Genomic DNA, 13,082 nt, shown 5'->3' with positions numbered 1-13,082 from the left:
AGATCAGTACTGCTGGGTCATCGCCCGTTCGTCGAGCCGCGCGTCCAGCTCCTCCGCGGACGTCGGCAGCGACAGCTGGTCCCGCATGATCGTGCCCATCGACGGCAGCGCCGAACGGTCCGGCCACGTCGACGGGTCCCACAGCGACGACCGCAGGAACGCCTTCGCGCAGTGCATGTACAGCTCCCGGACCTCGACGACCACCGCGAGCTTCGGCCGCTTTCCCTTCACCACCAGCGAGTCGAAGAACGGCGCCTCCGACACCAGCGTCGCGCGGCCGTTGACGCGCAGCGTCTCGTTCATGCCCGGCACCAGGAACAGCAGGCCCGCGTGCGGGTTGTCGACGATGTTGCGGAAGCTGTCGATCAGCTTGTTGCCCGGCCGGTCCGCGAGCACCAGAGTCTTCTCGTCGAGCACCAGCACCGAGCCCGCCGGGTCGCCGCGCGGTGAGACGTCGCAGCTGCCGTCCGGCGCCGACGTCGCCAGCAGGACGAACGGTGAGTGCTCGATCAGGGTGCGCGCGTGCTCGTCGATCCGGTCGATGACCTTCTTCTGCGTCAGTTCGGCGGCCTCGCCGACGATCGCGCGCAGTGCTTCGTGTGAGTCGATGATCCCCATGCCCCCAAGCTAGCGGGCACCACCGACGATCCGGCCCATGATCGCGGCCCGCGCGGCCTCCGAGGACTTCTTCACCACCAGGTCCGTCGAATAGCCGTGCTTCACGAAGACCCCGTCGAGCTGGAACGTGCCGTAGCCGTGGGCCTGGGTGAACAGCTGCTCCATCAGCTCCAGCGCGGTCGCCGGGTCCGGGGCGACCACCAGGCAGCGCAGCAGGAACTCGTCGGTCAGCCGCCGGGTCTGGTCGTGCAGGCCGGTGTGCTGCGGGCCGTGGAGCCCGTCGGCGTAGATCACGTTCATCCCGGCCCGGCGCTCGATGAGGTAGCGGGTGTACGCGCCCGCCGCCGCGGCCAGGGCGTCCACCGGGTCCTCGTGTTCGGCGGCCGCCGCGGTGACTCGGTCGGCGAGCTGGCAGGCGATGTTGCCCGCCACCTCGGCCAGCAGGCTTTCCCGGGAAGCGAAGTGCCGGTAGGGCGCACCGGGACTGACCTTCGCCCGCCGCGCGACCTCCGCGACCGAGAAGCCTTCGAGCCCCTGCTCCGCGATCAGGTCGAGTGAGACGCGCACGAGCTCGCCGCGGAGGTCGCCGTGGTGGTACTTGCCGCCCATGACCTGGCTCACATCTCTCGCTCGGAATATGTAAGAGACCTCTTACGTCGTTGATGTATGAGACCTCTTACGACGGTACTTGAACTTGGAGGGTTCCATGAGCACGACCACGCACGCCATCGCCGCCCCGGCGCCGGGCGCGCCGCTGGCGCCGACCACGATCGAGCGCCGTGACCTGCGTCCCGAAGACGTGCTGATCGACATCGCCTACGCCGGCATCTGCCACAGCGACCTCCACCAGGCCAAGGAGGACTGGGGTCAGGCGATCTTCCCGATGGTCCCGGGCCACGAGATCGCCGGCGTCGTCGCCGCGGTCGGCTCGGCCGTGACGAAGTACCAGGTCGGCGACCGCGTCGGCGTCGGCTGCATGGTCGACTCCTGCGGCGAGTGCGAGTACTGCCTGGCCGGCACCGAGCAGTTCTGCGTCAACGGCAACGTCCAGACGTACAACAGCGTCGGCTTGGACGGCGAGAACACCTATGGCGGCTACAGCAACCAGATCGTCGTGAAGGACGCCTTCGTCTGCCGCATCCCGGAGGGCATCGACCTCGACGTCGCCGCGCCGCTGCTGTGCGCGGGCATCACCACCTACTCGCCGCTGCACCACTGGGGTGCCGGCCCCGGCAAGAAGGTCGCCGTGATCGGCCTCGGCGGGCTCGGCCACATGGCCGTCAAGATCGCCGCCGCGATGGGCGCCGAGGTGACGGTCCTGAGCCAGAGCCTCAAGAAGCAGGAGGACGGCCTCAAGCTGGGCGCTTCCGAGTACTACGCGACCAGCGACGAGTCGACGTTCGACGTCCTCCGCGGCAAGTTCGACATCATCCTCAACACCGTGTCGGCCAAGCTGCCGGTGGACGCCTACCTCGGCCTGCTGCGCGTCGGCGGCGCGATGGTCAACGTCGGCGCGCCCGGCGAACCGCTGGCGTACAACGCCTTCTCGCTGATCGGCGGCAACAAGGTGCTGGCCGGCTCGATGATCGGCGGCATCGCCGAGACGCAGGAGATGCTGGACTTCTGCGCGAAGCACGGCATCGGCGCGGAGATCGAGACGATCTCGGCCGACAAGGTCAACGAGGCCTACGAGCGCGTCGAGAACTCCGACGTGCGCTACCGGTTCGTCATCGACGCCTCGACCATCGGCGCGTGACCCTCGTGAGTGCGTAACAGTGTTCTAACACTGTTACGCACTCACGACCGCGTCAGAACACGACCGTCCGGTTGCCGTGCACCAGCACCCGGTTCTCCAGGTGCCAGCGCAGGCCGCGGGCCAGCGTCACCTTCTCGATGTCCCGGCCCTTGCGGACCATGTCCTCGACCGAGTCGCCGTGGTCCACGCGGATGACGTCCTGCTCGATGATCGGGCCCGCGTCGAGGTCGGCCGTCACGTAGTGGCAGGTCGCGCCGACCAGCTTCACGCCGCGCGTGTGCGCCTGGTGGTACGGCTTCGCGCCGATGAACGACGGCAGGAAGCTGTGGTGGATGTTGATCGCCCGGCCCGCCCACTCGCGGCACAGGTCGGCGGGCAGGATCTGCATGAACCGCGCCAGCACCACCGCGTGCGGCTCGTGCTCGTCGACCAGCTTGCGCACCTGCTCGAACGCCGCTTCCTTGCCACCGGCCGGGAACGGCACGTGGTGGAACGGGATGCCGTGCGCACGGGTGATGTCGCCGAGGCTCTCGTGGTTGCCGATCACCGCGGCGATGTCGACGTCCAGTTCGCCCGAGGCGACGCGGCCGAGCAGGTCGTACAGGCAGTGCCCGGCCTTCGAGACGAGGATCACCGCGCGGCGCCGTTCGCCGGTGTCGCTGACCTGCCAGCTCGAGTCGGCGGACAGGTCCGCGGCCACCTCGCCGAAGCGGACGCGCAGCTCGGCGGCGTCGAAGGGGAGCGAGTCGGCCCGGACCACCTGGCGGGTGAAGAACCAGCCCGTGTCCGGGTCGGTGTGGTAGGCCGCCTCGACGATCCAGCCGCCGTGCTCGGCGAGGAACCCGGAGATCCGGGCGATGATGCCGGTGCGGTCGGGGCAGCCGAAGGTGATGACGTAGCGGCGTTCGGGAGCGGTCACGCCGGACATTGTCCCTTGCGCTGGTCAGGGCGCCGCGAGCGGTGCGAGGTCACCCGTGACGGACGCCCGGTGCGGACGGCCCCACAGCGCCCGGTAGACGTCGTCGGCGGCGCCGTCGACTTCGGCGGCCGGCTCGCCGAGGGTCCACGTGCGCTCCGGTGTCGTGACGCGCACGTCGGCCCGGTTGCCCAGGCGTGGGGTGAGGTAGGTCAGGAATTCGTCGATCCCGTCGTTCGCGAACTCCGGCGAGAAGCGCGTCTTCGGGCCGTCCTCGAGCGCCGATTCGGCGTCGAGGCGGTGGATCGCCGTCTCGTGGGCCATGCGCCGCGTCCAGTCGCCGACTGTCGACGCGAAGCCCGGGTACGGCGAGAAGGCCAGGGCTTCCGGGTCGCGGCTCAACGCTTCGCGCAGGGCGAGGCGCTGGCCGTCCCACCACCCGAGGACGTCGTCCCAGCCTGGCGGGGGTGCCGGCTTCGCGGGCCGGTTCACCGCCAGGCCGACGACGAAGCAGTGCACGAACGCGACGTGCGTCACCAGCTCATCGACAGTCCACTTCGGACAGTTCGGCACCGGGGCCGCCGGTCCGGCCGCACATGCCGCCCGCTTGAGCCCGTCGGCGTGGACGTCGATCGCTTCGAGCAGCTGCATGAGCCGACCGTAGCCGTCGCCCGGCTTCGATGGCGAAAACCAAGCCCAGCCCGAGGCTGAAGGACAGCAACAGGCCCTTGCCTGGCTCGTCGGCGAAAGCGGCTCCGCCCGCGAAGCCGATCAGGACGCTGTACACCGCCCAGATCGCCGCTCCGGCGACGTCGAGCGTCACGAACCGGCCCGGCGGGTAGCCGAGGCTGCCGTTCGCGAGGGCGCTGGCGACCCGCCCGCCCGGCAGGTAGCGGGCGGCGATGATCAGCAGCCCGCCGTGGTGCCGCACCTGGTCGCGGGCCCACTCATAACGACGGCGGCCGTCCGGCCCGCGCCGCAGCCGCGCGATCGCCCGCGGCCCCGCGTACCGGCCGACGGCGTACCCGAGGCAGTCGCCCGCCCACGCGCCTCCGGCGGCCACCGCGGCGAGCAGGGTGAGCTGCGCGGGGTCGGGCCCGAGCAGGACGGCGACGGTGACGACGGTCGTCTCGCTGGGCATGAACGGCAGCAGCGCGTCCAGCCCGGCTACGGCGAAGACGGCCAGCCACAGCCACGGCGAACCTAGCGCGTCGCGCAGCAGCTCGGTGACCTGCCCCAGGAGTTCCACGTCTCAATGGTGATCACCGAAGGTCACCTGCGGATGACGCAGCGGGGGTGGCCTGGTGAACGTTCAGCCGGGGGCGACCGCCGGCCAGGGGACCGTCAGCTCGCCGAGCCGGATCCGTGACGGCGGGCCCAGCACCGGCCAGCCGCGGGAAACCAGCAGCCGGACCGTTTCCAGCCAGCGCGAGCGCACGCCGAACGCCTGGTGCGGCGCCGCCGTGGCCCAGCAGGCGTCCAACGCGGACACCAGCTCGTGGACGCGCTCGCCGGGCACGTTCCGGTGGATCAGCGCCTTCGGCAGCCGCTCGGCCACCGTCGACGGGCGGTCCAGCCCGGCCAGCCGCATCGACAGCGTCAGCGAGACCGGCCCGGCCCGCGAGACCAGCACCCACGTCGACAGCCGGCCGATCTCGTCGCACGTGCCCTCGACCAGGAGGCCCTCGGCGGGCATCGAGTCCAGCATCAGGCCCCACGCGCCCGCGACTTCGTCCTCCGCGTACTGCCGCAGCACGTTGAACGCCCGCACCAGCACCGGCCGCGTCCCGGCCAGCTCGAACCCGCCGCGGCGGAAGTCCAGCAACGGCGGCGCCGCGGCAGGCAAAGCGGCGGCCACCCGCACCGGATCCAGTTCCAGGCCCAGCACCCGGACGTCCGGCCGGACCCGGCGCAGCCACCGCGCCAGCTCGACCGTCGTCACCGGCGAAGCGCCATAGCCGAGATCGACGACCAGCGGGGAGACGGCCGAGCGCAACAGCCGGGAAGTGACCGGCGCGGAAGCGATCCACCGGTCGACCCGGCGCAGGCGGTTCGGGTTGGTCGTGCCGCGGGTCGGCGCGCCGACCGGGCTCAGGCGGCCTCGGCCAGCCACTTCGCGGTGAATTCGGCTTCGCGCTCCAGCAGCTTGGTGACCTGCTCGGCGATCACGCTCTCCAGCTTCCCGCCGAACAGCGGGATCCGGACCGTCACCTCGCCGCTGATCCGCAGCACGGTCTGGTCCCCGTTGGCCAGCAGTGCCGTCCGTGCGGTGATGTCGCCCGGGACGCCGCCGACCTCGACGGTCGCGTTGCCCTGCCGTCCGGTGCCGTCCTTGCTCACGCGCCAGGTCTGCGTCCGCGTCACCAGCAGGTCACCCTTGTGCAGCGTCCGGACCGCCTGCGGCAGCTTGTCCGCGCTGATGCCCTGCCGCAGCTCGTACCGCAGGTCCGTACCGGACACCTCGTACGAGAGCAGGGCCGCGCCGTGGCCGCCGAGCTGCTCGAGGCGGGCCCGCAGCGCGTCCTCGCCGGCGACGGCCGCGTACGTCGACGCGACGTCGGCGGCGAACTCAGCGCGGTGCTCGATCGGGGATGCCATGGACCGAACAGTACCGTCAGGCGTGTGGACACCCGTACTTCCGAACTCCCGAAGCTCGCCGCGTACACCACGCTGCGCCTGGGCGGCCCGGCTCGCCGGTTCGTCAGCGCCGTGACCGGCGAAGACCTCGTCGCGGCGGTCCGCGAGGCGGACGCGGCGGGCGAGCCGGTGCTGCTGCTCGGCGGCGGCTCCAACCTGGTGGTCGGCGACGCGGGGTTCGACGGCACGCTCGTCGAGGTGGCGAACACCGGGTGGCGCCGCGACGGTGCCGTGGTCGAGGTGGAGGCGGGCCAGAACTGGGACGCGTTCGTCGCCGCGCTGGTCGACGCCGGGCTCGGCGGGCTCGAATGCCTCTCCGGCATCCCGGGCAGCGTCGGCGCGACGCCGATCCAGAACGTCGGCGCGTACGGCTGCGAGGTCGCCGAGTCGATCGTCTCGCTCGAGCTGTACGACCGCGTGACGCGCGAAGTGCGCACGCTCAAGGCAGGCGAACTCGGCTTCGCCTACCGCACCAGCATCCTCAAGGGCACCGACACCGGCGTCGTCCTCACGGTCCGCTTCGAGGTCCGCGAAGACGGCCTGTCCGCGCCCATCCGCTACGCCGAGCTGGCGCGCACGCTCGGCGTCGAGATCGGCGCGCGCGTCCCGGCCGCCGAAGCCCGCGAAGCCGTGCTCAAGCTGCGTCGCGGCAAGGGCATGGTGCTCGACCCGGACGACCACGACACGTGGAGCGCGGGCTCGTTCTTCACCAACCCGATCCTCCCGGGCGCCGAGGCCGAAGGGGTGCTCGAGCGGATCAGGTCGGCCGTCGGCTCGGAGGCGCCCCAGTACCCGGCCGACGGCGGCGTCAAGCTGTCCGCGGCCTGGCTGATCGAGCGCGCCGGCTTCGCCAAGGGGCACCCCGGGCCGGGGGGCCGCGTCTCGCTGTCGACCAAGCACACCCTCGCGCTGACCAACCGCGGCGACGCGACGACGGAGGACCTCCTCGCCCTCGCCCGCGAGGTCCGCGACGGCGTGTACGAGCGGTTCGGCGTCCAGTTGCACCCCGAACCACTGCTGATCAACTGTGTGATTTGAGCCGAACCGGGCAACCCGGACGTGTATAGGACGTCATGTCGACATAAGGCGTCGCCACCTGATCGGATGATCGCGGACATTCCGGTCGGTAACGTCCGCCGGGTCGCCGGCGCTAAAGGCGTGTGCCCGCTGGTCGCGGGGGGATTTCGGGAGGTATCGGTGATCGAACGGCGTACGGTCTTCAAGGCTGCTCTCGCGGCCGGGGCCGCACTGGTCGCCGCGGCGTGTTCGAGCGAGAACGGCGGCACGGCGCTGCCGACCGGCGCGGCGAACGCGGATGGCGAAGGTGGCGCCCAGCCCGTGGCGAAGGTCACAGCCGAACCCGCCGCCGACGCCAAGGACGTCTCCGTCCTCAAACCGGTCGTGCTCAAGGTCGCCGACGGCAAGCTCACCGAGTGCAAGGTCACCGCCGGCGGCAAGGAGCTCAAGGGCGACACCGCGCCGGACGGCCTCACCTGGACCAGCTCCGAACCCCTCGGCTACGGCAAGACCTACACCTACGCGGCCAAGGCCACCGGCAACGACGGCAAGCCCGTCCAGTTCACCGGCAGCTTCACCACGATCAACCCGGCCACGCAGGTCCGCGCCACGCTCAACCCGGCCGACAACGCCCAGGTCGGCGTGGCCATGCCGATCAGCGTCAAGTTCGCTTCGCCGGTCAAGGACCGCAAGGCCGTCGAGAAGGCCCTCTCCGTGAAGACGGACAAAGAGGTCGAAGGCGCGTGGGGCTGGCTGTCCGACAAGCAGGTCGACTACCGGCCGAAGGAGTACTGGCCGCAGAACATCACCGTGAGCGTCGAGGCGAAGCTCTACGGCGTCGAGCTGGGCGGCGGCGCGTACGGCAAGGCCGACGTCACGACGAAGTTCAAGATCGGCCGCAACCAGGTGGTCAAGGTCAACACCCCGGACCACCAGATGCGCGTCTACCGCAACGGCGCCCAGGTCAAGAGCTACCCGTGCGCCAACGGACTGGACGCCGAGGTCGACCGCAACACCCCGAACGGCACCTACATCATCATGACCAAGGAGCCGACCGCGGTGTTCGACAACGCCCGCTACGGCTACACGAACATCAACAAGAAGTGGGCCTGCCGGTTCTCCAACCACGGCGAGTACATCCACGAGAACCAGGACAACGCGGCCCACATCGGGCGGGACAACAACTCCCACGGCTGTGTGAACCTCCTCGAGGCCGACGCCAAGGACTACTTCGACTCCGCGCTGATCGGTGACCCGGTCGAGATCACCGGTTCGAAGCTGGCGCCGCCGATGGCCTCGGACGTCAAGAACTGGAACTACGACTGGAAGACCTGGCAGTCGCTGGGCGCCAAGTAACCGGTGCGCACCGAAGTCGTCGGGCACGGCGGGGTCCGGCTCGGCTTGCGCGTCGAGGGGACGACGAACACCAGGCCGATCGTGTTCGTGCACGGCTGGGCGCAGTCGTCCGGCTGCTGGGCCGCGCAGCTGGCCGACCCCGCCCTCACCGAGCGGTTCCGGCTGGTCGCGATGGACCTGCGCGGCCACGGCGCGTCCGACGTCCCCGCCACGGGCTACGACGACCCGCGGGTCTGGGCCGACGATCTCGCCGCGGTCCTGGACTTCGCCGGCCCGGACGCCATCGTCGTCGCCTGGTCCTACGGCGGCCTGGTGCTGGTTGACCACATCCGCGTGCACGGCACCGCACGGCTGGGTGGCATCGTGCTCGTCGGGGCGATCACCGAGATCGGCCGCGACCGGCCGGGCGGGCGGGTCGGCCCGCTGATGCGCGAGCACATGCGGGCGATGCTTTCGGACGATCCGGACATCGCGGTCCCGGCGTTCACCGCGTTCACCCGAGGGATGGTCGCCGGGCCGGTGCCCGGCGCGCAGGCCCAAGCCCTGCTCGGCGCATCTTTGAGCGTGCCGCCCGCGGTCCGCGCGGCGCTGTTCCGCCGCGACATCGGCAGCGAAGACGTGCTGGTCAGCATCGACAAACCCGCCCTGGTCGTGCACGGCACGGCCGACCGCGTGATCGAGCCCTCGGCGGCCGAGCACGCCATCGGGAAGATTCCGGGTGCCCGCGGGCGTTGGGTTGTTGATGGGGGGCACGCGCCCTTCGCCGAGTCCGCGGCCGAGTTCGACGCGGTGCTGCGGCAGTTCGCCGAGGAATGCTGAAGTACGCAGGAGACGTGACCAGGTGACCAGCTCCCACCGGAGGTTCCGCGCTGTGCCGCGCCGGATCGCGGTTCTGTCGGTGCACACCTCCCCGCTAGAACAGCCCGGAACCGGCGACGCCGGGGGGATGAACGTCTACGTCAGCCAGACGGCGACCGAAATGGCCCGCCGCGGCGTCGAAGTCGAGGTGTTCACCCGCGCGACCGCGTCCGACCAGCCGCCGGTGGCCGAACTGGCGCCGGGGGTGACCGTCCGGCACGTCCAGGCCGGTCCCTTCGAGCCGCTGGCCCGTGACGAGCTGCCCGCCCAGCTGTGCGCGTTCACCTCCGGCGTGCTGCGGACCGAGGCGTTCCACGAGCCCGGCCACTACGACCTCATCCACTCGCACTACTGGCTGTCGGGCCAGGTCGGCTGGCTCGCCCGCGACCGGTGGTCCGTCCCGCTGGTGCACACCGCGCACACTCTGGCCAAGGTGAAGAACGCCGCGCTCGCCGAGGGCGACAAGCCCGAGCCGCGCACCCGCGTGATCGGGGAGGAGCAGGTGGTCGCGGAGGCCGACAAGCTGGTCGCCAACACCGCGGTCGAGGCCCGCCAGCTCATCGAGCTCTACGACGCCGAGCCGCACGCCGTGCACGCCGTGCCGCCGGGCGTCGATCTCGAACGCTTCACGCCGGGCTCCCAGCACGAGGCCCGTGCTTTCCTCGGCCTGGCCGACGACGACATCGTGCTCGCCTTCGCGGGCCGTATCCAGCCGCTGAAGGCGCCGGACGTGCTGCTGTACGCCGCCGCTGCGATGCTGCACCGCCGGCCCGAGCTGGCGCCGAAGCTGGTCGTGCTGATCGTCGGCGGGCCGTCCGGCACCGGGCTGGAGCAGCCGCAGGCCCTGCGCGAGCTCGCCTTGTCCCTCGGTATCGAGCCGCAGGTCCGGTTTCTGCCGCCCCAGCCGGGCGAGGCGCTCGCCCGGGTCTTCCGCGCCGCCGACGTCGTCGCGGTGCCGAGCTACAACGAGTCGTTCGGCCTGGTCGCGCTGGAGGCGCAGGCCTGCGGGACGCCGGTGGTCGCGGCCGAGGTCGGCGGGCTGCCGGTGGCGGTGCCGCACGGCGTCTCCGGGCTGCTGGTCCCCGGCCACGGTGCCGAGGAGTGGGCGGACGCGCTGGCCGCGGTCGCGCTGCGCCCGGACCGGCGGGCCGAGCTGGCCGCGAACGCCGTCGTGCACGCCCGGCGGTTCTCCTGGCGCCGCACCACGGACGCGCTGCTCGACATCTATGCTCAGGCCACCAGTGCCTTCTCCCGTGCGCTGGACCTGCGCACGGAGGTGGCGGTGTGAGCCTGGACGAGCTGATCCAGTCTACTTTGGACTCCGCGGAGCTGAAGTACGACAAGCGCGGTCCCGGCAAGTACTTCGTCACGCTGCCGGGGACGAAGAAGCTGCAGACGAACGCGTGGCTCGTCGACGGCGACCACGCGTTTTCGGTGGAGGCCTTCGTCTGCCGCCGTCCCGACGAGTCCCATGAGGACGTTTACCGGTTCCTGTTGCGGCGCAATGCGAAGCTCTACGGCGTGCACTACACAGTGGACAGTCTCGGCGACATCTACCTGGTCGGCCGGTTCGGCAAGGACACGATGACCGCCGACGAGCTCGACAAGGTGCTCGGCCAGGTGCTCGAAGCGGCCGACGGCGACTTCAACACCCTGCTGGAGATCGGCTTCGCGACGTCGATCAAGCGTGAGTGGGACTGGCGCGTCTCCCGCGGTGAATCGCTGGCCAACCTCCAGGCGTTCAAGCACCTCGTGGCGCCCGAGAAGCCGCACGAGCCGGGCTTGACCGAGTCGTGACCCGGGCCGTGCAACGGCCCTGAACCGGACATCCGTCTCCCTGTCAGTCGAAACTGGAGGGAGACGCAGGATGCGGACTCGATGGAGAGCCGGGCTCGCGCTCGCGGCCGTGGCGTTCGCGCTGGCCGGCTGCTCGGCGTCGGAAAACGGGGCATCGTCCACGGCGGACAGTGCGGGTGTCGCGCCCGCCGTCCCGCAGCAAGGTGCCGGAAAAGCCGGGCAGGACAAGGTGACCCCGCCGCAGCCCGGGGCCACCGACCGCAAGCTTTCGCGCAGTGCCCGGCTCGAGCTGACCGCCACCAAGGTCGTCGACGTCGTCGCGCAGGCCCGCGGGATCGCGCAGGGCGCCGGCGGCTACACCGGCCAGGAGAGCACCGGCGACGAGACGGCGACGCTCAGCCTCGCCGTGCCGGCCGACAAGCTCGACGGCGTGCTCGACCAGCTTTCGCACCTCGGCACCAGCCTGGTGAAGCGGGAGCTGAACACCCAGGACGTGACCGGCCAGGTCGTCGACGTCGAAGCGCGGCTGGCGACGCAGCGGAAGTCGGTCGAGCGGATTCGCGTGCTGCTTTCGCAGGCGACCTCGGTGTCGGACATCACGTCGATCGAGGCCGAGCTGACGAGCCGCGAGTCGGCGCTCGAATCCCTCGAGCAGCAGCGGAACTCCCTGGCGGGCAGCGTCGCGATGGCGACCGTGGCGATGAGCATCCGCAGCGTGGCCGCACCGCCGCCCGCGGAAGAGGACCACAGCGGGTTCCTCGGCGGGCTGGCCGGCGGCTGGCAGGCGTTCCTCGTCTTCGGCGGTGGCCTGCTGACGGTGCTCGGGGCGATCGCGCCGTTCCTGCTGTTCATCGTGCCGCTGGGCTGGCTCGGCTGGTGGCTGCACCGCCGTCGCCGGACGGGGCTGCCGGAGCCGGTGCCGGAGCCGAGCGAAGGCTGAGCGGAACAGGCGGGACGGCTCGAGGGAGGGGGGAGTCGCGATCTCGAGCCGCCCCGCTGAAGTTCCCGCCGATCAGGACCCGGTGACGAGGGGGGTGCCAACGGGGCCGGCGGGCCGCGGCTCGGCAGGGGGGAGACGAGCCGCGGTCAAAGCCCGAAACCGGCCGGGGAGTGCGTGGAATCCGGCCGCTCGGGACGTAGTCAACCTGTCAGATACCGATGGGTAATCACAAGGCTACTGGCTAACCCGTTCGAGTGATTTTTGGAACGATCGATAACGGTGCGCAGCCCGCTGGGGAGTTTTTGCGCGCTGTTGGCGGCCGAACATGTCGAAGGGTGAGGTGTTACTTTGCGGTAACACACTCTGGGTAAAGCGGCCCGTGCGACGGAGGTCACCGGCGGGCCACACGGTGCGTTCTGGCAGGCTGTGACCCATGGCCGAGATTGGGACGTTGGTGCTGCTGCGGCACGGGCAGAGCACGTGGAACGCGGAAAACCTGTTCACCGGCTGGGTGGACGTACCGCTTTCGGAACAGGGCGAGGGCGAAGCCCGCCAGGGCGGTCAGCTGCTGGCCGACGCCGGCCTGCTGCCGGACGTGGTGCACACCTCGCTGCTGCGCCGCGCGATCTCCACCGCGAACATCGCGCTGGACGCCGCCGACCGGCACTGGATCCCGGTGAAGCGCGACTGGCGCCTCAACGAGCGCCACTACGGCGCGCTGCAGGGCAAGGACAAGAAGCAGACCCTGAACGAGTTCGGCGAGGAGCAGTTCATGCTCTGGCGCCGCTCGTACGACACGCCGCCGCCGGCGATCGACCCGAAGGACGAGTGGAGCCAGGCGGGCGACGCCCGCTACGCGAACCTCGGCGACCAGGCCCCGCTGACCGAGTGCCTGAAGGACGTCGTCGAGCGGCTGCTGCCGTACTGGGAGTCCGAGATCGTGCCGGACCTGCGCGCGGGCAAGACGGTCCTGGTCGCCGCGCACGGCAATTCGCTGCGCGCGCTCGTCAAGCACCTCGACGGGATCTCCGACGCCGACATCGCCGGCCTCAACATCCCGACCGGCATCCCGCTGCGCTACGACCTCACCGAAGAGCTGAAGCCGCTGAAGCCGGGCGGCGAGTACCTCGACCCCGAAGCCGCCAAGGAAGCCGCCGCCGCGGTCGCCAACCAGGGCCGCTGACCGC

15 protein-coding genes are annotated in these 13,082 nt (G+C 70.8%); 8 read left to right on the top strand and 7 right to left on the bottom strand.

The window, feature by feature from the left end:
* Window positions 1–3 precede the first annotated feature (3 nt).
* Together CF165_RS00355 and CF165_RS00350 are read right to left on the bottom strand one after the other, a co-directional pair.
* Window positions 4–618 (bottom strand): pyridoxamine 5'-phosphate oxidase family protein, encoded by a 615-nt coding sequence (locus CF165_RS00355; RefSeq protein WP_093945372.1) that lies wholly within the window; start codon window positions 616–618, stop codon window positions 4–6.
* Between the two features lie 9 nt (window positions 619–627).
* Window positions 628–1,227 carry a TetR/AcrR family transcriptional regulator gene (locus tag CF165_RS00350; protein ID WP_439098483.1) on the bottom strand — a complete coding sequence of 200 codons (600 nt, stop codon included), beginning with the start codon at window positions 1,225–1,227 and terminating at the stop codon, window positions 628–630.
* Window positions 1,228–1,324: 97 nt separating this feature from the next.
* Here CF165_RS00350 and CF165_RS00345 point away from each other — a divergent pair, with 97 nt between their 5' ends.
* Window positions 1,325–2,374, top strand: coding sequence for an NAD(P)-dependent alcohol dehydrogenase (locus CF165_RS00345; protein WP_093945370.1), 1,050 nt, complete (start codon window positions 1,325–1,327; stop codon window positions 2,372–2,374).
* A 52-nt stretch (window positions 2,375–2,426) separates the two neighbouring features.
* Here CF165_RS00345 and purU read toward each other — a convergent pair whose 3' ends face one another.
* From purU to CF165_RS00320, 5 genes are all read right to left on the bottom strand, one after another.
* On the bottom strand, window positions 2,427–3,302 hold the full coding sequence (gene purU, locus CF165_RS00340) for a formyltetrahydrofolate deformylase (protein WP_205660734.1): 876 nt from the start codon (window positions 3,300–3,302) through the stop codon (window positions 2,427–2,429).
* A 15-nt stretch (window positions 3,303–3,317) separates the two neighbouring features.
* Complete coding sequence (locus tag CF165_RS00335) at window positions 3,318–3,941, bottom strand: maleylpyruvate isomerase family mycothiol-dependent enzyme (RefSeq protein WP_093945369.1); 624 nt, start codon at window positions 3,939–3,941, stop codon at window positions 3,318–3,320.
* A complete protein-coding gene (locus CF165_RS00330) occupies window positions 3,832–4,539 on the bottom strand; it encodes a DedA family protein (protein WP_093945368.1) in 708 nt (235 codons plus the stop codon). Before CF165_RS00330 ends, CF165_RS00335 begins: the two co-directional genes overlap by 110 nt.
* A gap of 63 nt (window positions 4,540–4,602) precedes the next feature.
* A complete protein-coding gene (locus tag CF165_RS00325; RefSeq protein ID WP_093945367.1) occupies window positions 4,603–5,403 on the bottom strand; it encodes an SAM-dependent methyltransferase in 801 nt (266 codons plus the stop codon).
* A complete protein-coding gene (locus CF165_RS00320) occupies window positions 5,382–5,888 on the bottom strand; it encodes a DUF2505 domain-containing protein (protein ID WP_093945366.1) in 507 nt (168 codons plus the stop codon). The genes CF165_RS00325 and CF165_RS00320 overlap by 22 nt, the downstream gene beginning before the upstream one ends.
* 24 nt (window positions 5,889–5,912) lie before the next feature.
* Between CF165_RS00320 and CF165_RS00315 the strand changes: the two genes are divergently transcribed.
* The 7 genes from CF165_RS00315 to CF165_RS00285 all read left to right on the top strand — a co-directional run bounded on the left by CF165_RS00315 (window position 5,913) and on the right by CF165_RS00285 (window position 13,078).
* Window positions 5,913–6,965 carry a UDP-N-acetylmuramate dehydrogenase gene (locus CF165_RS00315; protein WP_093945365.1) on the top strand — a complete coding sequence of 351 codons (1,053 nt, stop codon included), beginning with the start codon at window positions 5,913–5,915 and terminating at the stop codon, window positions 6,963–6,965.
* Between the two features lie 159 nt (window positions 6,966–7,124).
* Window positions 7,125–8,300, top strand: coding sequence for a L,D-transpeptidase (locus tag CF165_RS00310; RefSeq protein ID WP_093945364.1), 1,176 nt, complete (start codon window positions 7,125–7,127; stop codon window positions 8,298–8,300).
* Window positions 8,301–8,303: 3 nt separating this feature from the next.
* Window positions 8,304–9,119, top strand: a complete 816-nt coding sequence (locus CF165_RS00305; RefSeq protein ID WP_093945363.1) for an alpha/beta fold hydrolase — start codon at window positions 8,304–8,306, stop codon at window positions 9,117–9,119.
* A gap of 22 nt (window positions 9,120–9,141) precedes the next feature.
* Window positions 9,142–10,446 carry a D-inositol-3-phosphate glycosyltransferase gene (gene mshA / locus CF165_RS00300; protein WP_205660733.1) on the top strand — a complete coding sequence of 435 codons (1,305 nt, stop codon included), beginning with the start codon at window positions 9,142–9,144 and terminating at the stop codon, window positions 10,444–10,446.
* Window positions 10,443–10,955 (top strand): type III secretion system chaperone family protein, encoded by a 513-nt coding sequence (locus CF165_RS00295; protein ID WP_093945362.1) that lies wholly within the window; start codon window positions 10,443–10,445, stop codon window positions 10,953–10,955. The genes mshA and CF165_RS00295 overlap by 4 nt, the downstream gene beginning before the upstream one ends.
* Window positions 10,956–11,025: 70 nt before the next feature.
* Window positions 11,026–11,895 (top strand): DUF4349 domain-containing protein, encoded by an 870-nt coding sequence (locus CF165_RS00290; RefSeq protein ID WP_093945361.1) that lies wholly within the window; start codon window positions 11,026–11,028, stop codon window positions 11,893–11,895.
* 433 nt (window positions 11,896–12,328) lie between these two features.
* The gene (locus CF165_RS00285) at window positions 12,329–13,078 is read left to right on the top strand and encodes a phosphoglyceromutase (RefSeq protein ID WP_093945360.1); all 750 of its coding nucleotides are present in this window, start codon (window positions 12,329–12,331) and stop codon (window positions 13,076–13,078) included.
* Window positions 13,079–13,082 lie beyond the last annotated feature (4 nt).

Origin of the sequence: Amycolatopsis vastitatis, from assembly GCF_002234595.1 — a bacterium.
GTDB lineage: Bacteria > Actinomycetota > Actinomycetes > Mycobacteriales > Pseudonocardiaceae > Amycolatopsis > Amycolatopsis vastitatis.
This window is presented reverse-complemented; position numbering and strand designations above follow the sequence as displayed.

Excerpts from the sequence above, each read along its gene's own strand:
- CF165_RS00350 (WP_439098483.1), bottom strand. The coding sequence starts at position 1,227 with ATGGGCGGCAAGTACCACCACGGCGACCTCCGCGGCGAGCTCGTGCGC.
- CF165_RS00285 (WP_093945360.1), top strand. The coding sequence starts at position 12,329 with ATGGCCGAGATTGGGACGTTGGTGCTGCTGCGGCACGGGCAGAGCACG.
- CF165_RS00320 (WP_093945366.1), bottom strand. The coding sequence starts at position 5,888 with ATGGCATCCCCGATCGAGCACCGCGCTGAGTTCGCCGCCGACGTCGCG.
- CF165_RS00345 (WP_093945370.1), top strand. The coding sequence starts at position 1,325 with ATGAGCACGACCACGCACGCCATCGCCGCCCCGGCGCCGGGCGCGCCG.
- CF165_RS00355 (WP_093945372.1), bottom strand. The coding sequence starts at position 618 with ATGGGGATCATCGACTCACACGAAGCACTGCGCGCGATCGTCGGCGAG.
- CF165_RS00290 (WP_093945361.1), top strand. The coding sequence starts at position 11,026 with ATGCGGACTCGATGGAGAGCCGGGCTCGCGCTCGCGGCCGTGGCGTTC.
- purU (WP_205660734.1), bottom strand. The coding sequence starts at position 3,302 with ATGTCCGGCGTGACCGCTCCCGAACGCCGCTACGTCATCACCTTCGGC.
- CF165_RS00335 (WP_093945369.1), bottom strand. The coding sequence starts at position 3,941 with ATGCAGCTGCTCGAAGCGATCGACGTCCACGCCGACGGGCTCAAGCGG.